The organism is Bacillus cereus group sp. Sample62 (genome assembly GCF_036851315.1).
Classification (GTDB): domain Bacteria; phylum Bacillota; class Bacilli; order Bacillales; family Bacillaceae_G; genus Bacillus_A; species Bacillus_A wiedmannii.
The window spans coordinates 1-26,159 of the sequence record NZ_JAFLPK010000002.1; the positions used below are offsets into that span (position 1 = coordinate 1).

The following is a 26,159-nucleotide window of genomic DNA, read 5'->3' on the forward strand; positions in this document are numbered from 1 at the left end:
CAGAATATTAGCTTTTGTTGGAATAGCGTTATGTAGAGCCTTGAAAAAATATAGTGGTTTAAAAGGACCGTTTTTATTATAATCAATTTCCAGGAACTCACAAAGTTTTTTGTATAAAATCTTATTCAGATCTGCTAATGGTAAGTGAAACGATTTGTAATTTTCTTCATTTTTGTATATTAACGGTAATTCCAAAAATTCGTTAGTGCCTCTTTTAAATAAGCCCAATGTGTATACTTTATTTGCTGTATCATCATAACTTTTTTTATCATCTATATCCCTTCCAGCGGCGTATTAGTGTTGATGGGGCATTTTCTTTTACAGGTTCATTATGACATATTTTAGTTATTGATATCATTAGAATAAAGAGATTATTTTTTAATGAATTAACAAATAAAAACCCTCCATTATCAGGAGGGTTTTGCTTTCTAAATAATTTACTTTTAAATTGTAGTCCTAATATTTTATTGTAACGGTCCTAATAACCCCATAATTTCTTTGGCTTTTTGGTTTTCAATGCTATAGTAAATTTCTAATCCTTGACGATTACCTCTTATAACCTTCCCTTTCATTTTAGATAAATGTTGGGAAACTGTTGATTGTGGAATGTTTAAAATTTCGGTCATTTGGGTTACATTTAGTGTTTTATGTTTAGAAAGCTCACTGATCAGTTTTAAGCGCATTGGGTGTGCCATAACCTTTAAAAGCTCTACATCCTCTTCTAAAATCGTATTTTCTACGTGTTGATTCGCAAAACTTGTCATAGTATCTTCTCCCCTTATTTGTTCTCTTCTCTTCTAATGTCATATAACTTCTGTAATACCTAATATCATTATATTTGAATGTTCTTTGTGAATTATAATAACTAAATTATACAATATCAATTTGTGTTAGTAGTGTAGTTAATGTGTGGTTTGTATGAAGTTTTAATTTGTAATGGTCTGAATGTAGCCTATTTATTAGACGGGACAAAATAATAAAGTATTATTAGGTAATAATATTTAAGTCATTAAGTATACAGGTAAGATTAGATTAGACTTGAATTAATACTTTACATAAACCATAACTAATTAAGTTGCCAAGCTCCTTTGCTTATTGCAAACTTTATGTTGTTTTCCGTTTATTACTAATTTTAGAATTACGTAGATATTATAAATTTCCGAATCTATATTTAACTATTTTAATGTTTATATATTAAAAAGTTTAAGGATATGTGTTATTATTTATATTGCAGGAATCATAGCTACCCTGCTTTTTTTAGTTACTAAGGAGGAGTGCAATGATGAGAGTTTTAATCGAGTTTTTGTTATTTATGTGTTGCCTTGCTTCTATTTTTCAGCTTGCATTGGTAATTAGACGTTATATGGCCATAAAAAAAGATTGGTTATTATGTAAAACAAAAGTCTTTAGTCAATCATGTGTGACTGGTTGTTATATTCTAGCTTTTTTTGTATTGAGATTCTATTAAGAACCTTTTATATAAGAATGGATACTAATGAATTTTAATTACCTTAGAACAAAAAAAGAACTTAGAAACCATAATACATAAAGGTTATAAGTTCTTTTTTGCTATTGAAACATTAAGTTACTGGCAGGTTTATTATCCATTTTACGAGAGTTTACAATTTCCGTATTACTCCCTCATTAATTCCAGTCATATAATCTCCATACATATTCCTTGCGAAAAGCTCGTTTTGTACTCCTAATTCCCATTTTTCGTTTGTAGCAGCTGCAAGATAAATAAACATATCTTTAACATGTAATTCAGTCTTCTTTTTATCATAATTGTCATAATTACTAAAGGAACTTATATACCTACAATACATCTCAAACAAGTGAGTTTCATCAAAATAAGTATCTCCTATGACACTGTAAACATGATCATTTCCAAAAAGGAACTCTGTCATTTTCGATATTAGGTCAAATTGATGCTCCTTTAGTACAAACCATTCTGCACCAAGGTGCTTAGTTTTTTCTGGTTCTGATTTATCATAACGAACTGCAGATGCAAGTTTAGAAATGTAGCTTCCTGTTATCACCACTAGCATATCTGCTAATTGTAATCCAACAAATTCTTTAGAATCCTTCTCTTCCATTATATTGCCAAACCCAATATTCTCAAATGGCTTAGAAGGTATTCCCTGATCAAGAATTAGTGTAGATTGCTCAGGTTCCCATATACCGTGTAACTTATTCTCACTTAACCATAAATCAACATCAGAGCTTACCTTTTCCCAGTCAAATGATACTTTTTCAAATACCACATCATTAGCTAATTTCTTCCCATTCCCAATGTCCTTTATCATTTTTTTGTAATATGCTATTTGGTTCCTCATTCTAGCAATATTCTTATGTTTTGCCACAAATTCTTTCAAATCTTTTTGAATAGAGTATAGTATTTCATTGATTGTTTTTTCTGGATCAAAAAGATTTCTAATAACCTCTTCAGATGCTTCTAATTCACAATATTTTGTGAGACTGTATTTAAACAAAATAGCAGAGTCGATAAATCTTTTTGCTTCCAGTTGGAGAATCCACTGTGTAAGTCTAGCATCAATAACCATCGACATTTTATTTACTGAAAATAGTAAGTTAGAGACATTTGCATCTAGTAGCATGTTAAATAAATTTAAATAAAAACTACTATTTACTTCTTTCATACTTGCAACGCCGAAATTGAAATTGCCTTTTAGAATATCAATTCCTTTTAGCTCTTTCTCAACTTTATTTTTTTGTCCGCTTCTATAGTTTTCAACCAGTTCCAGGTATTTTTTGTTAACATTTTCTAGGGAATCTTCTGGAATATAAAGTACATCGGCTACATAAGAACGCATTAAATCATCACCTAGATTTATTCTTCTATCGTCACGGTATGTATTTGGAATTCTGATTGTTTCTTGTGGTCCTTTTTCATCAATAAACACTTGTCCCATTGTTAATCATCCTCTCTTCTACTTAAGTCATTTAATTTTTACTACAATGTAAATGGATAAATAGTACACGCTAAAATTACATTTAACGTTTTTTCTTAATGTTAGTATCTACAAATATATTATATATACGATATATGTGTTTTGTATGGATTTACTGTAAATTTTTTGGTAAGTTTTCACAAAAGTAATCTATATAAAGAAAGCCTTAACTCTAATTTTTATGAATATGCGTATAGTTCAAAAAAGATAAAAGCCCTCCTGTGAATGGGAGAGCTTTTATCTTTCATATAAGTGAATCCGATTTTATGATTTTAAAAATGAATGTCGTCTGTTATACCCCTATAACGCTGACTTCATTATTATACTAATGTATATAACGGAAATCAATATTATAGTAATAGGTAGATTCCCCTGCTGCTCATCTTTTTAATAATAATAGTAACATCATAAAAATTATATTTAAATATATATAGTTTTACGGTTTTAATTATTATATACTTATACAAGTGATTTAGCTCTTTATAAGAGTTGAAATTACGTTATATATAAGGAGTGGTTTGAATGAAAAACAAATTTGTGCGTATGATCATGTTAACGCTGGTAATGATAGTATCAATTTCAGCACTTGCAGCATGTGGAAATAATCGTAACCCTGAAGAAGTTGCTACAGCGTATTTCGAAGATGCAAAAGAAGGAAATGTCAAAGATTTTGGCGAGTTATTCACTCCTGAAGCGAAGAAAATCGTTGCTTTTGTGGGCGGAAATGCAGACCTAATGAAATCAGTTAGCAAGGATCTTAAAAGCTATAAAATCCGAAAAGTTGAAGAGAAAAATGAAATTGCTACAGTAACTGTTGATGCTGTATATAAAGATAATCCTAAAAAAGTAATCGTAATTGAACTAGAGAAAACGGATGATGGTTGGAAAATTAGTAAATCATAAAAAAACGGTCTATAAGAATTCTAGACCGTTTTTTTATTCCCTCAATCTTCTTCTTCAAAATCACGTAAACTAGCAAGTAATTCTGTAAATGTTGAGCAAATAGGATATATTGCTTCCTTTATGTCTTCTTCCTCATGATCCCAGAATACGATTGATGGTGAATCACTCGTATTTCGGTAATCGAAGCATAAAAGATTACCGAATGGATCTCTAGCAAAAGGATAAATTTTATGAGGTAATCTATCTTTCGTATTATTATATGTTTCTAGAATGGAGTATTTTTTATTAGAATCTAGGGTTAAAAGATTATTGAGTGAATTTTCATCTTGATTTGGAATATTAAAGGTATCTGGCGTAGGATATCCACCATCATACTTTTGTACACACTCTATAAAATCATTAGGAAATTTAATATTAAAGTATTGTTCTAATTGTTTAATTTGGTCATTTGTTATTTTGTTCTCATTTGTATTGATCCATGTAATGTGATTCATGACTAAGTACCTCCCTATTTATCGCTATCTTTCCCCCAAATTTTATATCCACCTGTATGACCGGTATCATGATGAGTCTGATAATCTACAAGTTGCATTCTCCCAGCATCTTGATGATGATGCCATGTATAATGCTCTGGCGTTTTCCCTATTTTAAATAATTGAATTTCTTCCTCTGTGAATTTTAAGGCTAATTCAGGATTTTCCATTATTTGTTCATATAATGCTTTACTACACTTTCTAGACTGTGTTGTTCTAGACTTTTTGAAATCTGCCTCTTTTAATAGTACCTCCCCTTTTGATTCAAAAATAGGAAATCCGTCAGCATCGTATGGAATTCCTGTAACTGGGTGCTTGTCTCCTGCTAAGTCTCCTTTTCGCAAACGAATTGTTTTTGGACCATTCGCGCCTTCATAAGTATACGTAGCTGCTTTCTGTAAATATTGTTGTGTACTACCGACACCTGCATATGAGAGATGATTACCACCCTTAAATTCATAATTATTTAATATATGTAATGCATTTCTGTATGCCGGGGAATTAGTTATAAGAGATTTCCCTTTAGTCAGCCCTGTAATAGCAGCTACCTTCCCAACTTGTCCTGCTTTACTAAGACCTTTATCACCCAGAAGCCCGAGTCCTAACGTTGCTATACCATAAGCCAGATAATGCTCTCTACTTTCCAGATCCCCATTCCAAAATTTATTCATAAATGTATCTGATACAGTGTTCCATGCAGCAGGAATAGTCTCCCTATAGTTTACAATTGCGTCTCGCATATTCAACCAGGTTTCTTTATCACCTAAGGATATCAGTCCTTCCCACGCATCCACTGCACCATCTACAAACCCAGTAGAAATACCAGTCCACGCAGCATTTAAATCTTTTTCATTGAAAAATGACTCTTCTGATTTTGGAGGGAGTTTTCCACACATGGCTCCTTCTTGAATATCAGAGTCAACTAAATTTCCTCCATACAATTCATCCGCTTTTCGGAATTTAACAGCTGCACGTTCTAATTCTACTGCGATTTTATCTAATTCTTGCAAGATGTTAAACATCATTGGCTTTGCTTCATTAAACATCTGATAAAAACGTTGACTGCTTGCTCCGCTCCACTGAGAAGCTATATATTCAGTTTGAGAGTATAAATCTTTATGTATATATTCTAATGATGATCTCGTATTTCTTACTGTTTTAGCAGCTTGTTCTAATTGTTCCGGTGTTACCTTTATTTGCGTGCTCATTCCATCCCTTCTTTTCTTATATATTAAGAAAATTATACCATATCATTATTTCATTAATGGTTATCATTTGAAAATATCCATTCCTAAAAGTGAAACGATATCCCATCATAAAAACAACCCTAATTCCTAATGAGAAATTTGGGCTGTTTCTGTTATAAATATGCTTTGTTTTATATTTTGTTTAGACTTATTTCTTTCATTACTGTCAAAGAATCTTAGTTATCTCAAAATTTCTAAATAAAAAAAACGGCATAAACCCCTAAAATAATCGATTTTTCTAAACTAGCACTATATTAAAATTGTTAGTAAAATATTCCATTTATCTAATAATTTGTTATAATCGTATTTAACAAGAATCATTGTTAGTATTTTACAAATTTATGATGTATTCTCCTATCCAGAAAATGAAACATAATGCTACAAAGCCAACAAGATTTATCATTACTTCCTTTTTTGTAGGTCTGTCTCTAAATATAAAAGCAGATAAAAATAACAAAAACACCATTCCATACAACCACCAAACTGTACGAGATATGCTAAACAACCCTATAGACAGTGCAACTACAAAAATCACATAAATACGTTCATTTTTTGAAGTAATCTTACTAAACATATTGACTCCTACCTCCTATTTTTAGAAAATAATTACTTTTCAGATAATGACTGTATAATATATTGTATAAAATTTTTTATGCAAATGAAAGGGGATTATTATGAAAAAAACATTATTGGCTGGAAGTTCATTGGTTTTATTACTAAGCTCAGGGTTTGCATTTAGTTCAACAACGCAAGCAGCAGAGAACAAGGAAGGAAATTCACCTACAGTTTCTTACAACCAGGATGTATCAAAAGAAAATAGAGCAATTGATATTAGTTCATTACCTCAACAAGATTTAGACTCTTTATTCCTAAATGGACAAGCTCCATTGAATCCAATAACACCTAAAGATTCAGATCAAATTCAATATGTTCACCCAACAGCTGGTACATTCAACTGGAAATATGTAACGACAACTTATGGAAACAATGTATTTTATAATGCCTCATATCGTTTTATGGTTAACGCAGCTATAGCAGGTTTAGGTGCTGGAGTTATAGCGAAAATTGGCAATGCTTTTGCTTCTGGTGTAGCAGGGTATGTAGTAGGCGGTCTTTCTCTTCCTAAGGGTAAAAACTATTGGTGGACTGTACAAAAATGGCAGGATCAAGATGCATACAATGTTTATGTTAAATACAATATTAAGGTTTATTCTGATTCTGGACGTACTAAATTAGTTGATTCCTATAGCGAGCAATTTGCACAAAGATATCGATAAATTGTTTGCTGTAAAATATATAAAAGACTATCTATCAAGAGGGTTTGCTTGTTTTGAAAACAAGCAAACCCTTCACTATAAAACTACTTTTATTCTTTATATCATTTACATTAGGAATCACTGTATAAACCTCTAAATTTAGCCCCTCATATTTCCAAACGTTGACCAAAAAATAAAAATATGGTATGTTTACTTTAGATTAGTTATATATTGAATGCATATTCAGTATATATAAAGTATAGTACTTAACTGAATTGCATAAACTAAAAAAGACGAGATGCTGTCAACATCCCGTCTCATAACTGCTACTGTCAAGGTGGCCGTTATTATGCATTATCTTTTTCTTTTAGACCCTCGCTTGTACTTTGGTCGGTGAAGCGCGGGTTTTTTGTTGTCTTTTTTTTCGAATTGCTTTTTCAGTGCGTATGCTGAAACTTCACGCACAACTGCTCTTGCAATTTCTTTTAAAAGTTCAAACAAAAATTCCATGTTATATCACCCCCTTTCCTTCCAAATGGAAAGAAGGGATAATAACAAGCCCACCTTCACACGATATACAGTTATACTTCTATTTTACCATACTTCAACACTCTAAAATAGAAAATCTGTCCAATTTTAGTCTGTATATAATCTTTGAGTTAATGAGTTTTACAAGAAATTAGTTTACTATAATTTAAATATGTATACTGTATTTCTTTGATTTTTCATAATTGTCCTTAGTTTTATATGCTATTTTTTGAGAATATAAATTTCAAATAAAAGTTGTATATTTTTTTGATGTGTTCCGCAATGTATCTCTGCCTAATCCTCTAACTTACTCATTTGCCTACTAAGTTTCAGATGAAATCTTTATATTTATAATCCTGGTATCATTATCTCTTATATCTCACATCTTTCTTTTCACACATTTCTCATTTTAAATAAAGCGCACTTGTAATTATTCATTGTCTCTTCCTCTATTTTCTAATTTATATATATTAACCCTTTTTTTTGTAATTGTAGTGATTTTTTCAGTGATGTCCCCGAAAAACGACCTCTCAAAATCATCTGTAATCATTTTTAAAACTTCAGATAATGCAATTACACTTGAAAGATAAAAAACTTCTTAGAAACAAAAATAGACCCCTTATAACGTTTTTTCGTTTTTTAGGGATCTATTCTCTCTGGGATTTCTATTCTTCTATGTCTTCTTTTACTTCTGCAGATAAAATGTCTTCAGCAAACTTCTTGTAGCCATTATACCCTTTCTTCGCAGCCTTTTTCTTTATTGCTTCTACTACCTTTTCATCAAGATAGAGACTTAAATGCTGCTTTTTTTCTTTCGATTCCTTTTTTGATCGGTTTTCAATTTTTCCTTTGAAAACTTCCAAATCCTTTTTTAAGTACAATCGTTCAGTAGATTTCCCTTTAGCAATCTCTTTAAAGGGCAATATCCCATCTTTAGCGGCATTATGAACGTAAGTCTTAGACTTATTTAGAAATTCAGCTGCTTCTTTTAATGTTAAAGAGTCTTTGTATAATTCCTCTAACTTTTTTACATCTTTTTTCTCAAAGCGATATCCGCCATCTGCTTTCCAGGTAGCCAGATTGATAGGTTCGATCTGTTTATATTTAATTAAATAGCCTAATTGATTTTTTGTTAAACCTACCCTATCGCATACCTCTTCTAAAGATAAATAGTCCATTTCTCACCTCGTCCGAAACTTTCATTCTAGCTGTTGTTTAAATTTTCTTAGTTGATACTTTGTTAAACCTGTTTCTTTTACTACATCTGTAATTGAGTACTCCTTATACTGCAGATACTTAAATGGATTCTCCATATAACGTTCTCGTACTTTATTAAATGTACTCTTTTTCGATAAAGAATTCAATTGCTCTCCTTTCTCTCGGATGGAATCGAAAATGGGACAACCTTTACAATGTTTGTAGTTTCTCTGTTTTGCCTGTTCTTGCTCATCTGTACAATTCACTGATAGGTTGTTCAGAGGGCAAATTGAACAATGGGTATCTTCTAAATTATGGATTTCTTGTAAAATTTTCAGACGAAGACTAGTCAAAAAAAATCTCCTCCTACCGCATTTGGATTGAAATGTACAAAAAAAATCAATTAAACATTTCTATTATACATTACCTAGACAGAAACGTTAAATTTTAATTCGAAAATATTTATTTAAACATTTCATTTTATACCACAATAAATAATGCATTTATTGTGGTATAATTAGAACTATAAAATTTTATATAAAAATATTTGTTTAATATTTCATTCTATAAAAGGTTGTGTTTAAATTTGAATATTATAAATTACGAACATAATAACCAAATTGTAAAATCAAAATCAGATTTTTTTGATAGCAGTCATTTTGAAAAAATTATGGGTTTGGGTATCCGTAATATTGACTACTCCCAATTAAGTGAAGAATCATTAGTTTATTTATTTTTACACGATGAGCCTTCTTTAACGAAAAATAGAAGTGAGCGAACAAAACAACAGTATCTGCACGATCTTTCTCATTTTCTTCGCTACATAAAAGAAGCAATCGGAACCATCCAGGAGTTATCCCATAATGACATGGAAATCTACTTCTATGAATTAAGTAAGAAATATGCTGCCACTACATTACGTAAAAAGAAAACAGTAGTTCAGCAGTTTTTAAAATATGTGTATGATAATAACGGACTCTCAGACAACTTTAGTAGTCGCCTTAAAAAAGTATCCGTAAAAAAAGAAGAGCTAGTCAATCGTGACCTTTATCCAGAAGAAGTTACCCAGATATTAGATGAACTGAAAAAATCCAACTATTTTGTTTACACTGCATTTTTCCTGTTAACTACAACAGGACTACGAATCGAAGAAATCGCAACTGCTAAATGGGCAAATTTGGTCTTTCATTCATCTTTAAATGCCTATCTACTTCGTGTAGTTGGTAAAGGGAATAAAAGTAGGGAAGTTCGTATCTTTGAAGATACATTGGATGCTTTATGCCATGTTCGAAGTTTACGTAAACAAACAACAAAACTAGATGCATCGAATACCTCCGCTTTTCTCCCTAAAGCTGATGGATCAAATTATAGAGCAGACTATCTATCTTCTCTTGTGGCAAAAAAAATTGAAGAAACAAATTTAACTTTTCTGCGCTATCGACAGGATAGAATTACTCCTCACACTTGTAGGCACTTCATGGCTAATTACTTAATGGAAAAGGGTATTGAATTAAAAAAAATTAGGGACTATTTAGGACATGAGTCTATTATGACGACGGAACGTTATTTAAGAGAACGTACAAGACGTCAAAACTTGGCCACAATAGATATCGGAAATTCATTATTTTAGTAAGTATATATAATAGGAAGATTCTCGATTCGATGTGTCGATTTTAGGAGTTAAAATTTCAATTCAATTCGGTTCTCGTTTTCAGTTTGTGAATTCTTCACATACATTTCACGAATTTCAAAATCGATATTTAGGAAATATCCCTAAAAACAACAAATGCGATTGCCTCTACTGAGACAATCGCATTCGAATTATTTAAGGCTCAACCCATTCCACTTCCAGGATCAGCCATTCTAGCTAATAATTGTTCTGAATCTTTTTTCACTAATTTGTTTGGTTGCTCTTTACTACCAGCAGCGGTGTAAACAATTCCTGCCGCTAAAACGATACTTGTTAATATAAATAATATTTTCTTCATATAGCACCACCTTCGTACATTATACCATTTCCATTAAATTCTACCACTATTTTTTTAGGGAATCTACAATAGAAGCGATTCCCAGCGCACTCTAGTAGCATAATTGACTTTTCAATTAAAGAAATATCATTCTTTGCTATCCCTAAATAGCAATATTGCATCGGTGTGAGCATACCATTTTTCTTTTCTAAATCACTCAGGATTTCAACTGCTTTCTTGTGATTCCCTCTAATAATTTCTAAAAAAGATTTTTCTGCAGAATGATATATATCAATATTCTCCAATTCTTGCTTATTCACTAACTTAATAAAAGCATAGGTGTTAAGAATTGATTGCTTTCTTTGTTTTTCCCTTTCAAAATTACATGGTCCTAACTGCTTTAGTGCCTTCTTCATATACCAAGATGCACTATCATAACAATCAAAGGTATATGATTCTGCTATATAAGCAAGTGCTGATGCTCTTAAAAGGTGGAAACAATTTTTAGGATCATCTATCGCTAAAATTTCCTTACATAATTTCCTAGACATTTCAAGGTTATCTTGTACTAAATAGGCATACGCTAATCCTTCTTTAATCCTACCTAAATAAGATGACTTAATAAAACTATCGGTAATTGCATTAATATCTGGAAGCAACATCTCGGCATACTCGAACAGAGAATTCTATTTTTCTAAATCATACATAGTGTAGTAAGTTAATATACCACATAAGACCTTCATCTCGATTGTCTTAATTATCTTACTCCCCTTATGGTCTTCAAGCCTGGATAACAATTCCTGCTTTTTAATCGTCCCGTTACTTCTAAGTAATACCATTTCATATACATAAGCCCACTCTCTATTCATTGCGAGTGAAGATTTTCTCTCTCGATCTACCAATAACTTGAGAAGTGATAAGTCACCTTTTGCATTCGCATATTCCATGGCAATCCTCAAGTTTTTCTTACTTGTTGTGACAGAACAGAAAGTGTGTAACATCTTTCTCTGTTTATGAAAATCACTCGGATATAATATATTAAGTAACTTGATTAAATTCCAAAATCCAAATTGGTTTTTTCCAGTTAAATTTTTAGAAAGAGTTCCAGGAGAAATACCAACTATTTTAGCAATATCTTCTTGATTTTTTCTTTGGAAATCAATTTCATCAATAATTCTATCCAAGAATTTCTTCAATGTTTGTTCCAAAGTTTTATCTTCTTTCTTAAGCATTTCGTTCATATTATTTCCCCTTCTAAATCTAAAAAAGAATGCTGCAATATCTCTTATTATATTATTCCAACCTAATGTTAGTATATGGTATTTTACCATAAGCATATCAAAAAATGTGTTATTTGTAGTCGTTATAACAGGATAACTGCATATGCAATTATGCATAAGTGTATCAAATGGCAAACTAAAAGGAGTCGAAGATGTTCGACTCCTTTTTTTACTTATTTTTTAATTTCAGCAAACTTATAGTTAAATTCTCCACCAAAGTCGTTTGTTACAATTCCGTTAATAGAGGAACGCTGTAAGTATGATCTGCCTGATTGATAAAATGGTGCGACCGCTCCATCTTCTAATAATATTTTTTCTGCTTGTTTCATTGCCTCCCAACGAGCAGTTTCATTACCAGCTAAATCTGTTTTCACTTGATGAATTAGTTCATCATATGCCTGATTTGAATACTTATCAAAGTTATAGCTACTATCTGTCGCGAATATATCTAAAAATGTGATTGGATCAGGAATATCGGGAGCCCATACATCAACACCTAAATCATAATTACTATTTAGTAGCAATTGAATTTGTTGTTTGCGTGGCTGCGGCTTCACATTGACCGTTAATCCCTCTAAATTCTTTTCTAATTCACCTTTTAAGTACTCCGCATTCTTTTTAGCAAACACATTATCACTTGTAAGCAATTCTAATGTTACCTGTTCTTTCCCAAGTTCTTGCTTTGCTTTCTTCCAGATTTCCTTCGCTGCTTTCACATCATCTTTTACTAATTTTCCATTTTCCTTTCGGAAGTCTTTTCCGTCCGAACTTTTAGCAAAATCGACTGGTATAAAACCGTCTGCAGGAAGAGAACCATTATTCAAAACTGTATCTACAAAGGCTTTCTTATTCATTGCTTGACTGATTGCCAAGCGAGCATTTTTATTTTTTAATACTTCATTCTTTTGATTCATACGTAGGAATTGCACTGTAACTTCAGAACGTTCTTTGAAGTCGGGATTCTTTCTATATTTATCTACAAACTCACCTGTTAGTCCTACACGGTCAAGCTGACCTGATTCATATAGATTTATTTCTGTTGATTTATCTTTCACAATATCAAAGTTAATCGCATCTAATTTCACTGTTTTAGAATCCCAATAGTTAGGATTCTTTTTCAACTGAAAACCTTGTTCATGCTTCCAATTATCCAATGTAAACGCTCCGTTATAAACCAATTTGCTTGCTTCTAAGCCATACTGCTTTCCTTGTGATTCAAAATACCTTTCGTTAATGGGTAAAAACGTTGCGAACGTTGTCAATTCGATAAAATAAGGGACAGGCTGCTCTAATTGCACCTCTAATGTTTTATCATCTATTGCTTTTACCCCTAACTGATCTACAGGTAGCTCTTTACTATTAATTCTCTTTGCATTCTTTATATCAAAGAATAGAAAAGCATATTCTGCTGCTGTATCGGGATTCACAGCACGTTTCTAAGAAAACGCGAAGTCAGCAGCTGTTACAGGTGTTCCGTTTGACCATTTCGATTCTCTCAAATGAAACGTGTACGTTTTTTTATCCTCACTTACGTCATAAGATTGTGCCACTCCAGGAATCAATTTATTATCTTCTCCTAGTGTGTACAGACCTTCAAAAACATTACGCATTACATTCATTGATTCACTATCAGTTGCCTTTGTTACATCCATTGTTGGAATCTCCGCTATATACGGTAAATTAATGGATTGTTTTGTTTCATTCTTGTTAGTTGCCTTTGCTGTATTTTTAGTCTCTTTCTCTCCACTACAAGCAGTTAATAGAAAACTAGTACATAAAACAGAAGCAACAACCGATGTAACCTTTTTAAACATCTTACTTTCTTCCTCTCTACATGTATGGTTTATATAATTAAATTATCTGTATATGGAATTTTATAGAATATCAGAAGAGAGTTTTTCATTCTCTAAACGTATTTCAGCATCTATTCTCATATATGTAGCATCTAAATAATAAACCCTTTATTACTTTAATATTAAAAACGTAGCATTCTAGAGATTATTGTGTCAATCACTAATGAATAATTTAAACGTGGTAGGTGAAATTATGTCGATAAAATAGACAAAATTATTCCCAACAAATACGAATATCCAAGTTATATAAAAACTAAAGGTTAACTAGCATATTTGAATGCCTGAATGTATTTTTTATTCATTGTTACTTGTTGGTATTTTCTTTAATTTAGGTGTTTCAGACCAAATTATCTTATGTGCCATGAATACGACGAAGGAAAAATAAACTACATATCCAATAGAAAAAATCATGAAATTAAAAACTGTTCCTCCAATATCATCTGGGAAAGTATTCAAAAGAAATCTAAAAGGAACATTATTAGGGTTAAGTATTACAGGAAAGAAATATAGCCAAAAACCTATTGTAACGATTACTTTTAATAACAAACCAACTTTATTCATCTCAATTCCCCATCCTTTCTCGCCGCTTTTTATTTAATAAGATATTTAGCTCCTTCTAATTTACCTACTAAATTCCGCCTTCTCTTTGAATAAGGGAAAGGATAGCAACTCGACCGCCTTCACAATATACAATTACTTATTTAAGTTTACCATTTTCATCCCCTTAGCATCTACTAACATAGAAGAATACAGTAGGAAAGAACTAGTAAAACTAAATGAAGATGTATTGTGTTATTTTCTCCACTTCACTCATCCCCAAAAGATCCAACAGGATTTCTTTTTGTCTGATGCATAGATTATATTCATATGTTACCTTTAAAATAAACATATATTTTCCTATGATTTTTTTGGTTGGAGATTACCTCCCCACCAAGATATCTTCTGGTAACAATTTTGTAGTCGTCATATAATATAAATATCAATCTCTAAAACTACGAAATGTGAAATTACAAATTCAAATGGAGGATTCTTATGGATATATCCTTGAAAATAAGCAAGTCTCAAGATCCGCATAATACAGCTATTAAAAACATTTCTTCCGTATTAAAAAAAGAATGGCTTACAAGTTATGATTACAAAAGACAAAAACCTACTCACTATCAAAGTCAAAGGGCACCGGGGGATCTCTTCACAGCACAGACTATAAAACCGATTCTATATCTAACAAAATTGACTCACGCTGCTTTATATGAAGATCACAACCTAGTATCATCTTTTCTTAAAAAAGATGATACCGCCTGGAAAGAAGTTTTAAAACATAACAAAAACGGCGGATTATGTATTTACGCAAGTGTTTTACTTCACTATTTGTTATTGGCGTCAAATGAAATATCCAAGAATAAATTATCCTTTATGCAAGGCTATTATCACCATGAATTCCACGATCAACATATACTTAAAAATATGTATCAAAACGGTGTATTCGGACTTCATTCTTATCTTCTCTATGAAGGGTACGTAGTTGACACTACAATCCATCAAATTGCCTTTAATTATTATCCTGGTGAACACAAAGAATTTAATTTCATCGGCGAAATCACCGGTGGTATTAACCTATATGGCTTTAAAGAGACAAATAAAACTGTACATAAATACGCGAAAAAGTTTGCTAGAGATTCCGATAAGACTATTGAAGCTTGGATTAACTATCACCAATCAATAATGAATGAATACATTTCAAATCAAATTTCGCTTCTAAATGATAAAAAGGACTTTTGATTAATTCAAAGGGTCCTTTTTTCTAAAATACATATTGTGTTAGATAAAATCTTTAATGTAATTAGCTATGTCACTAGAAAACAGTGCCATAATTGTAACAACTATATACATAGCAAATAACGATTTTGCTTTTTTCCTCTCATCTGCTTGTTCTTTTTGAAGAGTGATATAGTAAAGAGATGTTAATAGAGTTCCAATAAAGACAAATATCAGGATTATTCTTTGGAGTATGACAGCTTGTTCTTCAGCTATTTGCATAAGAGTTTCAACGTCAGCTTTTAATAATATGTTCAGTCCAACCATTACATATAGAACTAGTAAGGTTAATTTAAGGAAAGTTAATTTTTTCATTTTTATAGTATTCCTCTCTCTTAAATTGTATCGTGAAATACTTTTAATATGGTTTATAACTGTATAAAATAATCTTACTTTACTAAGTGTTGCTGAATTTCTTTAATTAAAAGTTCAGCCCCTTCAGGACTAAGAACAATTTGTCCATTAGCTAATGACATGTTTTTTTCTGAAATATCACCAGTTATTGTACAAGCATCATATGACTTGTATTTTTGTAGTATTATCTTTTCACCTTCTACAAATATTTCTATAGGATCTTTTTCTGCGATTCCTAATGTTCTTCTCAATTCTTTCGGTAGAACAATACGTCCTAATTCATCTATTTTACGTGTAACACCTGTTGATTTCATGCTTTACCACCCTTTTATTTGTTTTTTAAATCGTTCAGTTCTTTTAATAAATCTTCATGTTTCTCACATAATCTATATACATCTAATAACAATTGTCTACCATTTATTGCTCCCCATTGATTAGATATGTTAACACCATGCAAACATTTGATTAAATCTGGATTCAATATGGCATTTTTTATTTCATCTATACTCATTTTCATTTCTTCTTTAGGCATTTGCTCTTTCTCCTTCGGATCTATCTATCACATATGGACAGACGTACTAAATGATGTATTTTGGGTATCATTTGCATTTAATACTACAATTTTATCGATAAGATTAATTGCTTTATCCAACGAAATGTTTTTTTCATAACATTTATAGCCTAGTTCTAAAGTTAAAAGTGTAGCTTCACTTAAAAGTGATTGTTTTTGAATCTCCTCAATTTCTTTTCCTCTTTTACGAAGATTAATATACTGTTCAATTGACATAATTTTATGCTCCTCTCGCTACAATTACATATCTAAATTACTATTATCATCTTTTATTTCGTTTTCTCTCTCTTTAGCTTCTAACATAAAGTTAGCATAAATCATTATCTTTTCTAATCCATCTTTCGTTGCATTATAATCTGTGATATAGCGTTCTTTTCTTCCTGGACTCATATATTTGTTATTTTTCATTTCGTTTATTGTTTCTATATTTAAGATTTTTCCCTTTCCTTTTAATTCGTTCACGAGTTTTAAATTAATAGCTAGACCTATACTCCAAAGAATCAAGCCAATAACGAAGGAAAGTAATAGATGTACTGAAAGAGAATTATCAATGATCATGAAATAGAGAAAATAGATAACTGAGATTGTCCACAAAAATGGATTGTAGTACTTTTGAATTTTTTTATATTTTTTTATTTTTATTTCGTGTTGCTTTTTTCTCATTTCAAGAGTCTCTAACATGTAAAAGCTCCTTTTAATTAGTTAACTAAGCTTTTTTTTAGCGTTGAGTATAAACATTACATTTTCACGGTAGGTCTATAGTTATACGTTACCTTTCCAAGCAAGCGTGCCTCCAATTATTAAAAATATAAAACAATAGATAGCTATTTCTACATAGTTTTTTCCGAAAAATGGAATTAATTCACTGATATTCAAGTTAAATCCCCCTATATTTGTAATTAAATTCGGCTCAAATGTGATTTTTCTTTAGAAAAATCACATGCTGCTATTATTGATTAATCCTTTCCATGAGTAGATTTAGAATATAGTCATAAAATTCACCAGAAAAGGATATAAAACAGTATGAGAGCATTAATACTGTTGTTGAAAGAAGTATTATTAATGCTTGTCCTTTCCAATTGCATTCGCCTATATCTTTAAGCTTAAAAGATATAGCTAGTACAAGTGGACTTATACAAACTAATGGTATAGTGAACTTATTTAAGGGCATGCTACCTCCAATAACGCTCCCTAAAATTAATCCACAAATTAAAGTTGATAATATCACTGGTCGCTTTGTGGTCATTTTATTTTGTCCTTTCATTTCATTTATTTAATTAATAATAGACTATATTGTATAAGTTATTTACTTTTAAAAGTAAATAACTGAAGAAATCTACTATATTAATGCGTTAAAATTGGAGTAATTTTTTCGATTATCATATTATGTTCCATATCACGTGTAAAGATAACTTTAAATACCCCTTTTTCACTGGTTACTTTCGAATAATCCTCATAATCTTCGACTAATAAATTATCTCTAGTCGTTCCCAGTTCTGTTTCTAATAGCCTTGTTTTATCATCTATTTGCTTTTGTTCAAGGTCTCTCAAGTTTAATGCAAGTACTGCAAGATTATGATCCACTTCTTTACCAGAGTTATATATCGATATGGAAAGAATAGATATCATCACTATTATAAATACTGTAGGTAAAGGATTTTCGCGTATAGAACTCAAATCGTTATTTATACCGAATACTAACATTGCGCCAGCAATTATAACGATTGAAATTGCTAGTATTGCTAGTGTTTGCATAATACGTTCCCCTCCCATAATTATTGTATTCGCTCAAAACAACGACATAATTTGATTCAACAACTGGAAAACTGTAAGTAGAAAAAACAAGAATTTTAAATAGAATTAATTTCTTTAATCTTTTCCATCATCATTATTGCTTGTAATAGATGAAAACAAAGCAACACCCATCGCCTTCTTATTACTACTAGAATACCCTCTATATGTTGTTTTTCCAACAATCATCCGTTTCATTAATATCAAAGTAATTAGTAATATAGATACACAACCCACTATCCATAAACAAGACCAAAATAAATTAATCAAATCATTGAAATTATTCATTTAAATCCCCCATTATTAAATAATTTATATTCATAGTCTATTCGCTTTAAAAAGAGCAAGCAGCAAGAAGAATCCTAACAAGCATAAAATTGTTATATTCAATGAGATCCCTGTGTAATGACCAATTGTTACCGTCAAATTATTATAAGTAGGTTCAAATTTATCTTTAAACATAAGTAAAATTCCCGAACTAATTAAACAAATAATTGCTCCAGTTAATCTAATTATGTCTGGAGCATAAAGCTGCTTAGTTTTTAGCCAAAGAACAATAATCGTTGCTAGGGTAACTATAGAAAAGATAAAGATTGATATGATAAGAGTTAAAAGTCCCATCGTGGTACCCCCCTTTCGTTTAATTATAGTTCATAATCAATAAATAAAACTTTATATATTAATTATATAATGAATGTAGGGATTAAACAACAATAAACTTCATGAAGTTTATTGTTGTTTAATTAAATTGATAGAAACTCAATAGTAATGCTATTATATAAATATGAAAAAATTAAAGGGTGTTTAATATGACTAAAAAGAAACATTATAAAGTAGTGAATAGAAAACAATTATCTACAACATTAGCCAATGATTTGAATGAAAGATTGGAAAAACTTAAAGAAGATACAAATATACCTAAAACAAGACTATTAGACCAGGCAGTTTCACTGTTATTACTCTTTCAATCCAATTCTACTAATGCTTTCATTAGTGAAATGAACGAATTAAAAGAGCAAAAAGGGCTTAATAGTAGTGAACTCACAGATTATATTTTAAATAGTCTAAAGAAGGAATAACATTGTTTTATCTAGACTACTAGGAAACAATCTATGGGTATGGTACTAATTGCATCAAAAGTATAGGCACGTTATAATGGTCACCTAATTACATATAACGAGGTGTAGAAAATGAATAAGACTGAATTAACAAGAGTAGTAGCAGAAAAAGCAGAACTTACACAAAAAGATGCAGCTGCAGCAACACAAGCTGTATTAGATACAATTACAACGGCGCTAGCAAATGAGGAGAAAGTTCAGATTCTTGGATTTGGTACATTTGAAGTACGTGAAAGATCTGCACGTACAGGACGTAACCCACAAACAGGTGAAGAAATGCAAATCGCTGCTTCAAAAGCGCCTGCTTTTAAGGCTGGAAAAGAATTAAAAGATGCAGTGAAATAATTACATATAGTAAAAAGGGTTTGATATGAATATCAAACCCTTTTTAGACTAACTTAGTTTTAAATATAGAAAAATTTAATTTTCCTAATTATATTTGAAATGAATTTACTAATTTGATAAAAACATAATATATGTAAATTTGCATGTATAAATACTTATTTTAATGTTATACTAGATTTAACCAAGAAGCATCCAACAATTTATGATTAATCACTACATTTTCTTTCATAGTATGTCAACGTAAAAAAGACACTTTCTATAGTGTCTTTTTTTACGTTTCTAGATGAATACATTTACTACAACTTATATTTGGCAATTTTTATCGATGTCAGCTGCGAACCAGTCAATCTTTCCCGTTTCTTCTTTTGATTCTTCAATGGTATTAACGCAAAATATTATTATAGACATCTCTTTTTTGGAAATAATACACCTATGTTAGCTTTTTACACTCTAAAATAAAGTCAATATCTTCGCAAGTAGTATCCTCATTGTAAATACGTTCAATAACTTCTGCTGCATACTCTTTATCTTCATATGTTTCTGCTAATCTCTTTAGATAGTTTTTTAAAATTTGTATTGCTTCTTCCTGGTCTAGATTATTTTTCATTAATTCAGGGTTGAAATATCCCAATTCGTACACTCCTTTTCATTAATGTAATGATGATTTCTCTCTCTTTTCTCGCATATATAATGCAAATTGTATTACTTCTTCTTTCTCAAATTACTCCCTTCTGTTGCTCCTTGTCTAGCAGTTCAAATAACACTAATCTAGTTGTTTATTCTATAAGAAGTCTTCTCAAAACGGGGTGCTGCCAACACTTTGCCCCCCACGTTAAACAATGGAATACTAAACTGATTTTTTAATAGATTGAATAATATAATCGCACACAAACTCATCTACGCTTTGATCTATATTAAATTTCATATTTAAAGCTCTGCTAATTTCATCAATAAACATTGCTAAATAACCGATATCCGTAGAGTCATTCCTGTCTTTTGTATTAAAATATGGAGCAATATTAGTGAATAATTTTTCGTATTCTAGATAATTCTTTTTATTGTCAACAACGATTCAAATTTCCCCAATTTCAACGAAATGAAATTCCCCATTATGAACGGCTAAATCGTTGTTTGGGCAGGATAAATTCCTGCTTTTTTCTTTTCTCGCAAACGGTAGGAGTCACCCTTGATGTTAAATGTAATCGCATGATGTAAGAGGCGATCCAAGATAGCCGTTGCCAATACATCGTCACCAAAAACTTTTCCCCATTCAAGGTACGATTTATTAGATGTTAAAATCATTGCTCCTTGTTCGTATCGCTTTGAAACAACCTGGAAGAAAACATTGGCGGTTAGTTCATCAAAAGGAAAATAACCTACTTCATCTACAATTAACACGTCTGGACGACTCCAACGATTTACGAGTCGCTGGAGTGTCCCTTTATCATTGGCCTTGCGGCACTGAGCCACTAAGTCGTCGGCCGACAAAAATAGGGCTGTATATCCTTGGGTAATCGCTTCAATCGCAAAGGAGACGGCTAAATGAGTTTTTCCTACACCCGGAGGACCCAGTAATATGCGATTTTCCCCATTGGCAATAAAGCGACATGTTAAGGTTTCCTTGACCCTTTTCTCGCTCAGACTTGGTTGAAATGTAAAGTCAAAATCATGAATCGTTTTGGTGTAAGGCAGCTTTGCCCGTTTCATTCGCTTTTCTAGTTGATCAGAATCTTGTTGCTCCGTTTCATGCAAAACGATAGTGTGAAGAAACTCAGAATATGATACATTATCCTTAGAAGCGTCTTCTAGTAAACTATCAAGTTGGTTGGCTGTATGATGCCAGCCGAGCTTCTTTAAACGCTCCAATAAGAGTTCGTTCATCATACAGACTCACCTTCTTCCAGTGCTGCGTAAGCAGCGAGAGGGCGTTTTTCCACATTTGGAGATGGGGTATGAGAGTGAAGACCGTCGGTCGCCAAATCTTCAACGTTCTTCGCTTTCTGCCCTTTTTCTTTTGTATGTAGCCCATCATAGTGTTCCATTCGGATATGAGTAGTTGCTTTTCCTGTAAGAACCGGATGTTTTGCGATACATTCACGTTCATCGTAAATCTCTAAATGATGATCGAGTGTTTCTTTAATCTTAACCATTTGTCCAGCGTAACGGTAAGGAACTGAATACCTTTTTCCGCGGTACGACACCACACAGTCCCGACTGACTTCTCTGGTTTCCCAATGTGAAGTGGGAAACAGAGGCTTCACTCCCCATATCTGCAGGAACTTCTGTTCCTGCTCAAATCGTTGAAATGGTGACTCATTAGTAGTCTGATTGGTTTTCTTGTTAGCTATCTGATCCAACCATGTACGTACGGCTTCATTTAATGCATGTAAAGTTGGTTCGTGTTTTCGCTGAAAGAAGTTATCTTTCAAATAATTAATGGTTCTTTCTACTTTCCCCTTTGTTTGCGGACGTTTAGGACGACAGGCTTTTGGCACAATCCCATAGTAGGCTAAGAAATCCTCAAACTTGCGATTGAAACGAATCTCTACAGGACTATGCTTGATTACAACGGTTTTCATATTATCATAGAGAATTTGTTCTGGTACCCCATTAAAGTAAGAAAAAGCATTCATATGACACTTCATGAGGGTTTCGAGATTCATGTTGGTTGTAAACTCTACGTACTTCATTCGGGAATAACCTAATATCATCACAAATGCATAAATGTCTTGCAGATTGCCATTCACTAAGTATTTTCCCACGTACGCCCAATCCATTTGGGCTTGTTTCCCTGGTGGTGTTTCAAACCGTAAGGTTGCCTGTTTCTTTGGCTGTTGACGAAGAGGACGAACAAAGTCTCTTAAAATTGTCATCTTCCCCTCGTAACCCATCGTTTGAATTTCCTCTAACAGTACGACACAGTTGGTTGTTCCTTCTTTGACTCGTTGAAGGATGTAGGACTTATAGGGTTCGAGCTTACTCTCTTTCTGCTGCTCGCTTGCCTTACGTTCCGGCAACTGATTGCTTTTTAGATATTTGCTGATCGTTTTACGATCGAAGCCTGTTGCTTCTGCAATGGCTGTTTTCGTCCACCCTTTCTGAAATAACTCTCTAATCATAAAAAACTCCCCAATCTTCAGCACCGTTTCTTCACTCCATCTTTGATGTTTGTTTCGAAACGATTATCTGTTATTTTTGGGGAATTTAAAACCGTTGTTATTGGGTATTTTACAATCGTTGATTACATTATCAAAATTTGGAGTGTAATCTGAAAAGATTTGCATTATGTCCAGGTCAGGTAACTCATCATCAGGGATATTTACATCTAGATAGTTCTCCCAATAGTCTGTCATAACGTTAATTATGCGCTTATAAATAAGATCTTGTGCTTTTGAAGAGATATCTGAACTGTTTTCTGTATATTCCATTAATCTTTTTAAGCCAAACCCATTCCAATGCTCAATTCCACTCTCAATAATATACCCACCTCTTAAATCTTTAGATACTAACTCTGCTATCTTATCGAAGTTAACTTTGTTATTTTCTTTGTCTATTATTACTTCAATAGGAGGAAATTTACGAGTACTTTTAACTATTTTTACTTGGTCAGCGCTAGTTATAAAATACTCAATTTGTGCCATCACAATATTTCGGACTTGTTCTGCTTTTAAATATATTCTTTGGTCAAGAAAGCTTTCATTTTGTATGTGATAATCAACTGTCGATAAATTATCCTTTTTAGATTTGTCTTGTTTGTCACTCGCTATTTCCAAACAATAATCCATTTCAGCTAAGCTTTCATTGTTGAAATAACTAAGTTGAGTAAACGAATCATTTTCTTTGTTGCTAAAAATCATCCAAAGTTGGCTATCTTTATACCCCTCTAACTTTAGAGATTCAATTTTTGTAAGCTGCTCTCCTGAATGAACAATAAGTGTTCTGATATCTAAAAGAGTATTAAATTCATCAAGAGTTTTATATTCTTTTAAATCCCATAATCTTTTTAGATATTTCATTGCATTATTTAATCGATACAGATTGTTAGCAAAATGATCCGCTTGCATGCTTGGAATGCCTGATTTATTTCCTATACCTAAAAACTCATTGTCTAATTGGTCAAAGTAATCAATACATCCTCTAATAATCCAAACCAAGGGAGCTTCTGAATTATGAAAAGTGGTTTCAGTTTGATGTTTTTCTTGATACTCATTAAATTTATCTTTTAAATTTTTTGCCGTGGTATTAAATTCTGTTGAAAGTTTAACAATAATTGGCTCCATTAAATTACTCCATTCATCTAAAATAATGATTAGTTTTATTATATCATTTAGGCTTTTGAGACGTAGATTATTGCAGTATTTAATGTTTTATTGAGAGGTAAATTGTATCTAACAGTTGTAGGCAACACAAAGAATCAAATTGTGTAATCTTTATTAATTTTTAAATATATTTTGGTACGTGAAATTATATGTACTAAGGTGTTTCTTTCAAAAATTCTTATAGCATTCTATATAAATGTTGTGTTATTATATAGATAGAAAATTTGTTTCCATTGTTTATACTCTATTGTACGTAGCGTGAAGGACAAACCTTACGCCCAGTTAACTCGGGCGAGGTTTGTCCTTTTTTTTACTTTAAGGAGGAATTTACTATGAATAAAGTCTACAAAATTGGAGCAATTGTTACTACATTATGCGTTGCTTGTATCGCTATCTTTACTTTAACTAAAAATGAATCTGTTAACCCAGAGACTGTAACACCAAAGAAAACAATTGTGTCAGCTGCAGAAACAAAAGGATCACCCGAAAATATTAAAGATATTTCAAAAGAAGAATTAAAGCAAAAAATACAATCCCATGAAGAGTTTATTGCGTATTACTATCAACCAACTTGTCATTATTGTAAAAAGGCAGCACCAGATATCAATAGTATGTCAAAAAAGCATGATAGAACTATCTATCGTATTGATATCTCTACACCAGAAAATCAAAGTGCCTTTCAAGAGTTCGACATTCCTGGTACTCCAGTTGTTGTAGCTTATAACAGAGGCGAAGAAATTGAACGCCTAGAAGGTGCAGTGTCAGCTGCTACATATGACGGATTCTTTGCGAGACGTAATTCGAGCGCTAGTTAATATAGTGCTCGTTTTTCTTTGTAAGAAAGGGGAATTCATATGCAACAAAACGCCCGTATTTATTCTTTAGACATAATAAGAGGCATTGCCATACTATGTATCCTATTTGCTAATCTACCTACTATGACGGGACTAGACCCCTTTAATCAAGCGGGTTACTCCGGTACAGATAAAGTGATTCGTTTATTAATAGATTTATTTATACAGGCAAAATTTTATACTATTTTTGCGTTCTTATTTGGAGTAGGGTTTTATATCTTTATAAAGAATGCTGAAGCAAAAGGCTATTCTATGTATAAGCTGTTTAGTCGTAGATTGTGTATCTTACTACTCTTTGGTTTACTCCACTTTATATTTCTATGGTATGGAGATATTCTACACGCATATGCCTTAGCTGGTTTTATCCTATTGTTCTTTTATAAGCGATCTACAAAGCTTATTTTTATAGTTGGCAGCCTCTCTCTATTTGTTGGCTATACACTACATGCTATTTTATTTATACAAGCAAGTCCTTCTATTTCTGCCGTACCAAGTTACTATCAATATATGTTTACAGGCCACACTACCAATCACACTGTAAATCTATTTACACATTATTCACATCAAGTAAAAGCTCGTCTGTTCTTTTTAATGATTGAGGAATTTCAACAATTACTAGTAGGAATTCCGGAATATATAGGCTTATTTTTAATTGGTTTATGGGCTGGTAAGAAAGATATTTTTAAAAGGGTACCGGAATTTATAAAAGAAATTAGATTTATCCAGTGGAGTTCGTTATGCATTTCATGTCTTCTCTCTTGTCCTATTATCTACTATTTTATAAAAACGGATATCTATTACTCTCAGGATATTAAACTATGGATTCTATTTGGAGGGAAAACGCTAGCTATATTCTATATTTGTACTCTACTTAGGGTTTGTGAGAATAAAAAATATATAAATCAGCTGAAACCTTTTATGAACGTAGGCAAGTATGCTTTAACGAATTACATTAGCCAAAGTATACTAACTCTTGTCATTCTTTCGTTGTACTTTAAAGATGTCTCACAGGTATATTACTGGCAACTATGCATCTTCGGGATTTTAATTATCTTTGTACAAATTATATTTAGCAAAATTTGGAGTAAACATTTCCGCTATGGTCCTATTGAATGGATATGGAGAAAAGGAATTTACAAAAAATAACCTATCTTTCACCAGTTTTATGCAATTAACTGAAAAAAATGATAAAATATCATATGAAAGATAAAAGATATATTTGTGATTGTAAAATGATGTTATTAAAATTAAAGTGG

Annotated in this window: 30 protein-coding genes and 3 pseudogenes; 8 read left to right on the plus strand and 25 right to left on the minus strand. The window is 31.7% G+C overall.

What is annotated here, in order from left to right; translation table 11 throughout:
- From J0835_RS27025 to J0835_RS27035, 3 genes and pseudogenes are all read right to left on the minus strand, one after another.
- Positions 1-282: pseudogene (locus J0835_RS27025) on the minus strand (DUF6037 family protein); the annotation flags it as partial.
- A 182-nt stretch (positions 283-464) separates the two neighbouring features.
- Positions 465-764, minus strand: coding sequence for an ArsR/SmtB family transcription factor (locus tag J0835_RS27030; protein ID WP_000200275.1), 300 nt, complete (start codon positions 762-764; stop codon positions 465-467).
- Between the two features lie 855 nt (positions 765-1,619).
- Positions 1,620-2,933: a hypothetical protein gene (locus J0835_RS27035; RefSeq protein ID WP_000531859.1), complete on the minus strand. Its 1,314-nt coding sequence runs from the start codon at positions 2,931-2,933 to the stop codon at positions 1,620-1,622.
- A 561-nt stretch (positions 2,934-3,494) separates the two neighbouring features.
- Between J0835_RS27035 and J0835_RS27040 the strand changes: the two genes are divergently transcribed.
- Positions 3,495-3,875, plus strand: a complete 381-nt coding sequence (locus J0835_RS27040) for a DUF4878 domain-containing protein (protein WP_000790845.1) — start codon at positions 3,495-3,497, stop codon at positions 3,873-3,875.
- A gap of 41 nt (positions 3,876-3,916) precedes the next feature.
- On the opposite strand, the gene J0835_RS27045 is transcribed toward J0835_RS27040, so the two are convergent.
- The 3 genes from J0835_RS27045 to J0835_RS27055 form a co-directional block, all read right to left on the minus strand.
- A complete protein-coding gene (locus tag J0835_RS27045) occupies positions 3,917-4,369 on the minus strand; it encodes an SMI1/KNR4 family protein (protein ID WP_001015690.1) in 453 nt (150 codons plus the stop codon).
- 14 nt (positions 4,370-4,383) lie between these two features.
- Entirely contained in the window at positions 4,384-5,616 is a 1,233-nt protein-coding gene (locus J0835_RS27050) for a WXG100 family type VII secretion target (protein WP_000107160.1), read from the minus strand.
- Between the two features lie 370 nt (positions 5,617-5,986).
- The gene (locus J0835_RS27055; RefSeq protein ID WP_000491739.1) at positions 5,987-6,229 is read right to left on the minus strand and encodes a hypothetical protein; all 243 of its coding nucleotides are present in this window, start codon (positions 6,227-6,229) and stop codon (positions 5,987-5,989) included.
- Between the two features lie 100 nt (positions 6,230-6,329).
- Between J0835_RS27055 and J0835_RS27060 the strand changes: the two genes are divergently transcribed.
- On the plus strand, positions 6,330-6,932 hold the full coding sequence (locus J0835_RS27060; RefSeq protein WP_000751950.1) for a hypothetical protein: 603 nt from the start codon (positions 6,330-6,332) through the stop codon (positions 6,930-6,932).
- A gap of 333 nt (positions 6,933-7,265) precedes the next feature.
- Here J0835_RS27060 and J0835_RS27065 read toward each other — a convergent pair whose 3' ends face one another.
- The 3 genes from J0835_RS27065 to J0835_RS27075 form a co-directional block, all read right to left on the minus strand.
- Positions 7,266-7,421, minus strand: a complete 156-nt coding sequence (locus tag J0835_RS27065; RefSeq protein ID WP_000394773.1) for a hypothetical protein — start codon at positions 7,419-7,421, stop codon at positions 7,266-7,268.
- A 683-nt stretch (positions 7,422-8,104) separates the two neighbouring features.
- Entirely contained in the window at positions 8,105-8,617 is a 513-nt protein-coding gene (locus J0835_RS27070; protein ID WP_000386112.1) for a helix-turn-helix domain-containing protein, read from the minus strand.
- A gap of 21 nt (positions 8,618-8,638) precedes the next feature.
- Positions 8,639-8,989 (minus strand): zinc-finger domain-containing protein, encoded by a 351-nt coding sequence (locus tag J0835_RS27075; RefSeq protein ID WP_000202840.1) that lies wholly within the window; start codon positions 8,987-8,989, stop codon positions 8,639-8,641.
- A 233-nt stretch (positions 8,990-9,222) separates the two neighbouring features.
- Here J0835_RS27075 and J0835_RS27080 point away from each other — a divergent pair, with 233 nt between their 5' ends.
- Positions 9,223-10,266, plus strand: coding sequence for a tyrosine-type recombinase/integrase (locus J0835_RS27080; protein WP_001021536.1), 1,044 nt, complete (start codon positions 9,223-9,225; stop codon positions 10,264-10,266).
- A gap of 202 nt (positions 10,267-10,468) precedes the next feature.
- On the opposite strand, the gene J0835_RS27085 is transcribed toward J0835_RS27080, so the two are convergent.
- From J0835_RS27085 to J0835_RS27100, 4 genes and pseudogenes are all read right to left on the minus strand, one after another.
- Entirely contained in the window at positions 10,469-10,624 is a 156-nt protein-coding gene (locus J0835_RS27085; RefSeq protein ID WP_000721800.1) for a hypothetical protein, read from the minus strand.
- A pseudogene (locus J0835_RS27090) lies at positions 10,621-11,844 on the minus strand (AimR family lysis-lysogeny pheromone receptor). The gene J0835_RS27085 and the pseudogene J0835_RS27090 overlap by 4 nt, the downstream one beginning before the upstream one ends.
- A 212-nt stretch (positions 11,845-12,056) precedes the next feature.
- Positions 12,057-13,697 (minus strand): annotated as a pseudogene (locus J0835_RS27095) (peptide ABC transporter substrate-binding protein).
- A 333-nt stretch (positions 13,698-14,030) separates the two neighbouring features.
- Entirely contained in the window at positions 14,031-14,297 is a 267-nt protein-coding gene (locus J0835_RS27100; protein ID WP_001045035.1) for a hypothetical protein, read from the minus strand.
- A gap of 471 nt (positions 14,298-14,768) precedes the next feature.
- Between J0835_RS27100 and J0835_RS27105 the strand changes: the two genes are divergently transcribed.
- Positions 14,769-15,515: a hypothetical protein gene (locus J0835_RS27105; RefSeq protein WP_000355315.1), complete on the plus strand. Its 747-nt coding sequence runs from the start codon at positions 14,769-14,771 to the stop codon at positions 15,513-15,515.
- Positions 15,516-15,554: 39 nt separating this feature from the next.
- On the opposite strand, the gene J0835_RS27110 is transcribed toward J0835_RS27105, so the two are convergent.
- The 8 genes from J0835_RS27110 to J0835_RS27145 form a co-directional block, all read right to left on the minus strand.
- Entirely contained in the window at positions 15,555-15,866 is a 312-nt protein-coding gene (locus J0835_RS27110) for a hypothetical protein (RefSeq protein ID WP_000736945.1), read from the minus strand.
- Between the two features lie 74 nt (positions 15,867-15,940).
- Positions 15,941-16,219 (minus strand): AbrB/MazE/SpoVT family DNA-binding domain-containing protein, encoded by a 279-nt coding sequence (locus J0835_RS27115; RefSeq protein ID WP_000843050.1) that lies wholly within the window; start codon positions 16,217-16,219, stop codon positions 15,941-15,943.
- Between the two features lie 14 nt (positions 16,220-16,233).
- The gene (locus tag J0835_RS27120) at positions 16,234-16,437 is read right to left on the minus strand and encodes a hypothetical protein (RefSeq protein ID WP_001123650.1); all 204 of its coding nucleotides are present in this window, start codon (positions 16,435-16,437) and stop codon (positions 16,234-16,236) included.
- 27 nt (positions 16,438-16,464) lie between these two features.
- Positions 16,465-16,692: a hypothetical protein gene (locus tag J0835_RS27125; protein ID WP_000021286.1), complete on the minus strand. Its 228-nt coding sequence runs from the start codon at positions 16,690-16,692 to the stop codon at positions 16,465-16,467.
- A gap of 24 nt (positions 16,693-16,716) precedes the next feature.
- On the minus strand, positions 16,717-17,157 hold the full coding sequence (locus J0835_RS27130; protein WP_000894492.1) for a hypothetical protein: 441 nt from the start codon (positions 17,155-17,157) through the stop codon (positions 16,717-16,719).
- Positions 17,158-17,820: 663 nt separating this feature from the next.
- The gene (locus tag J0835_RS27135; RefSeq protein WP_001193818.1) at positions 17,821-18,231 is read right to left on the minus strand and encodes a hypothetical protein; all 411 of its coding nucleotides are present in this window, start codon (positions 18,229-18,231) and stop codon (positions 17,821-17,823) included.
- Between the two features lie 114 nt (positions 18,232-18,345).
- Positions 18,346-18,555 carry a hypothetical protein gene (locus tag J0835_RS27140; protein ID WP_001058761.1) on the minus strand — a complete coding sequence of 70 codons (210 nt, stop codon included), beginning with the start codon at positions 18,553-18,555 and terminating at the stop codon, positions 18,346-18,348.
- Positions 18,556-18,585: 30 nt separating this feature from the next.
- Positions 18,586-18,888, minus strand: a complete 303-nt coding sequence (locus tag J0835_RS27145) for a hypothetical protein (protein WP_000523775.1) — start codon at positions 18,886-18,888, stop codon at positions 18,586-18,588.
- Between the two features lie 188 nt (positions 18,889-19,076).
- Between J0835_RS27145 and J0835_RS27150 the strand changes: the two genes are divergently transcribed.
- Positions 19,077-19,346: a ribbon-helix-helix domain-containing protein gene (locus tag J0835_RS27150; RefSeq protein WP_000162599.1), complete on the plus strand. Its 270-nt coding sequence runs from the start codon at positions 19,077-19,079 to the stop codon at positions 19,344-19,346.
- A 111-nt stretch (positions 19,347-19,457) separates the two neighbouring features.
- Entirely contained in the window at positions 19,458-19,730 is a 273-nt protein-coding gene (locus tag J0835_RS27155; protein ID WP_001043958.1) for an HU family DNA-binding protein, read from the plus strand.
- 430 nt (positions 19,731-20,160) lie between these two features.
- Here J0835_RS27155 and J0835_RS27160 read toward each other — a convergent pair whose 3' ends face one another.
- The 4 genes from J0835_RS27160 to J0835_RS27175 form a co-directional block, all read right to left on the minus strand.
- Complete coding sequence (locus tag J0835_RS27160) at positions 20,161-20,361, minus strand: hypothetical protein (RefSeq protein ID WP_000540345.1); 201 nt, start codon at positions 20,359-20,361, stop codon at positions 20,161-20,163.
- Between the two features lie 488 nt (positions 20,362-20,849).
- Complete coding sequence (gene istB, locus J0835_RS27165; protein WP_000980839.1) at positions 20,850-21,614, minus strand: IS21-like element helper ATPase IstB; 765 nt, start codon at positions 21,612-21,614, stop codon at positions 20,850-20,852.
- A complete protein-coding gene (gene istA, locus J0835_RS27170; protein WP_333728189.1) occupies positions 21,611-22,873 on the minus strand; it encodes an IS21 family transposase in 1,263 nt (420 codons plus the stop codon). Before istA ends, istB begins: the two co-directional genes overlap by 4 nt.
- A 39-nt stretch (positions 22,874-22,912) precedes the next feature.
- Positions 22,913-24,010, minus strand: a complete 1,098-nt coding sequence (locus tag J0835_RS27175) for a hypothetical protein (RefSeq protein ID WP_000433310.1) — start codon at positions 24,008-24,010, stop codon at positions 22,913-22,915.
- 371 nt (positions 24,011-24,381) lie between these two features.
- On the opposite strand from J0835_RS27175, the gene J0835_RS27180 reads away from it, so the two are divergent.
- Positions 24,382-24,864, plus strand: a complete 483-nt coding sequence (locus tag J0835_RS27180; RefSeq protein WP_001045583.1) for a thioredoxin family protein — start codon at positions 24,382-24,384, stop codon at positions 24,862-24,864.
- A gap of 39 nt (positions 24,865-24,903) precedes the next feature.
- The gene (locus J0835_RS27185; RefSeq protein WP_001186867.1) at positions 24,904-26,049 is read left to right on the plus strand and encodes a DUF418 domain-containing protein; all 1,146 of its coding nucleotides are present in this window, start codon (positions 24,904-24,906) and stop codon (positions 26,047-26,049) included.
- The last annotated feature ends 110 nt before the right edge of the window (positions 26,050-26,159 follow it).

Bases quoted from the DNA above. Each gene is read 5' to 3' on its own strand.
- J0835_RS27030 (WP_000200275.1), bottom strand. From the start codon at position 764: ATGACAAGTTTTGCGAATCAACACGTAGAAAATACGATTTTAGAAGAG.
- J0835_RS27035 (WP_000531859.1), bottom strand. From the start codon at position 2,933: ATGGGACAAGTGTTTATTGATGAAAAAGGACCACAAGAAACAATCAGA.
- J0835_RS27040 (WP_000790845.1), top strand. From the start codon at position 3,495: ATGAAAAACAAATTTGTGCGTATGATCATGTTAACGCTGGTAATGATA.
- J0835_RS27045 (WP_001015690.1), bottom strand. From the start codon at position 4,369: ATGAATCACATTACATGGATCAATACAAATGAGAACAAAATAACAAAT.
- J0835_RS27050 (WP_000107160.1), bottom strand. From the start codon at position 5,616: ATGAGCACGCAAATAAAGGTAACACCGGAACAATTAGAACAAGCTGCT.
- J0835_RS27055 (WP_000491739.1), bottom strand. From the start codon at position 6,229: ATGTTTAGTAAGATTACTTCAAAAAATGAACGTATTTATGTGATTTTT.
- J0835_RS27060 (WP_000751950.1), top strand. From the start codon at position 6,330: ATGAAAAAAACATTATTGGCTGGAAGTTCATTGGTTTTATTACTAAGC.
- J0835_RS27065 (WP_000394773.1), bottom strand. From the start codon at position 7,421: ATGGAATTTTTGTTTGAACTTTTAAAAGAAATTGCAAGAGCAGTTGTG.
- J0835_RS27070 (WP_000386112.1), bottom strand. From the start codon at position 8,617: ATGGACTATTTATCTTTAGAAGAGGTATGCGATAGGGTAGGTTTAACA.
- J0835_RS27085 (WP_000721800.1), bottom strand. From the start codon at position 10,624: ATGAAGAAAATATTATTTATATTAACAAGTATCGTTTTAGCGGCAGGA.
- J0835_RS27100 (WP_001045035.1), bottom strand. From the start codon at position 14,297: ATGAATAAAGTTGGTTTGTTATTAAAAGTAATCGTTACAATAGGTTTT.
- J0835_RS27105 (WP_000355315.1), top strand. From the start codon at position 14,769: ATGGATATATCCTTGAAAATAAGCAAGTCTCAAGATCCGCATAATACA.
- J0835_RS27110 (WP_000736945.1), bottom strand. From the start codon at position 15,866: ATGAAAAAATTAACTTTCCTTAAATTAACCTTACTAGTTCTATATGTA.
- J0835_RS27115 (WP_000843050.1), bottom strand. From the start codon at position 16,219: ATGAAATCAACAGGTGTTACACGTAAAATAGATGAATTAGGACGTATT.
- J0835_RS27120 (WP_001123650.1), bottom strand. From the start codon at position 16,437: ATGCCTAAAGAAGAAATGAAAATGAGTATAGATGAAATAAAAAATGCC.
- J0835_RS27125 (WP_000021286.1), bottom strand. From the start codon at position 16,692: ATGTCAATTGAACAGTATATTAATCTTCGTAAAAGAGGAAAAGAAATT.
- J0835_RS27130 (WP_000894492.1), bottom strand. From the start codon at position 17,157: ATGTTAGAGACTCTTGAAATGAGAAAAAAGCAACACGAAATAAAAATA.
- J0835_RS27135 (WP_001193818.1), bottom strand. From the start codon at position 18,231: ATGCAAACACTAGCAATACTAGCAATTTCAATCGTTATAATTGCTGGC.
- J0835_RS27140 (WP_001058761.1), bottom strand. From the start codon at position 18,555: ATGAATAATTTCAATGATTTGATTAATTTATTTTGGTCTTGTTTATGG.
- J0835_RS27145 (WP_000523775.1), bottom strand. From the start codon at position 18,888: ATGGGACTTTTAACTCTTATCATATCAATCTTTATCTTTTCTATAGTT.
- J0835_RS27150 (WP_000162599.1), top strand. From the start codon at position 19,077: ATGACTAAAAAGAAACATTATAAAGTAGTGAATAGAAAACAATTATCT.
- J0835_RS27155 (WP_001043958.1), top strand. From the start codon at position 19,458: ATGAATAAGACTGAATTAACAAGAGTAGTAGCAGAAAAAGCAGAACTT.
- istB (WP_000980839.1), bottom strand. From the start codon at position 21,614: ATGATGAACGAACTCTTATTGGAGCGTTTAAAGAAGCTCGGCTGGCAT.
- J0835_RS27175 (WP_000433310.1), bottom strand. From the start codon at position 24,010: ATGGAGCCAATTATTGTTAAACTTTCAACAGAATTTAATACCACGGCA.
- J0835_RS27180 (WP_001045583.1), top strand. From the start codon at position 24,382: ATGAATAAAGTCTACAAAATTGGAGCAATTGTTACTACATTATGCGTT.
- J0835_RS27185 (WP_001186867.1), top strand. From the start codon at position 24,904: ATGCAACAAAACGCCCGTATTTATTCTTTAGACATAATAAGAGGCATT.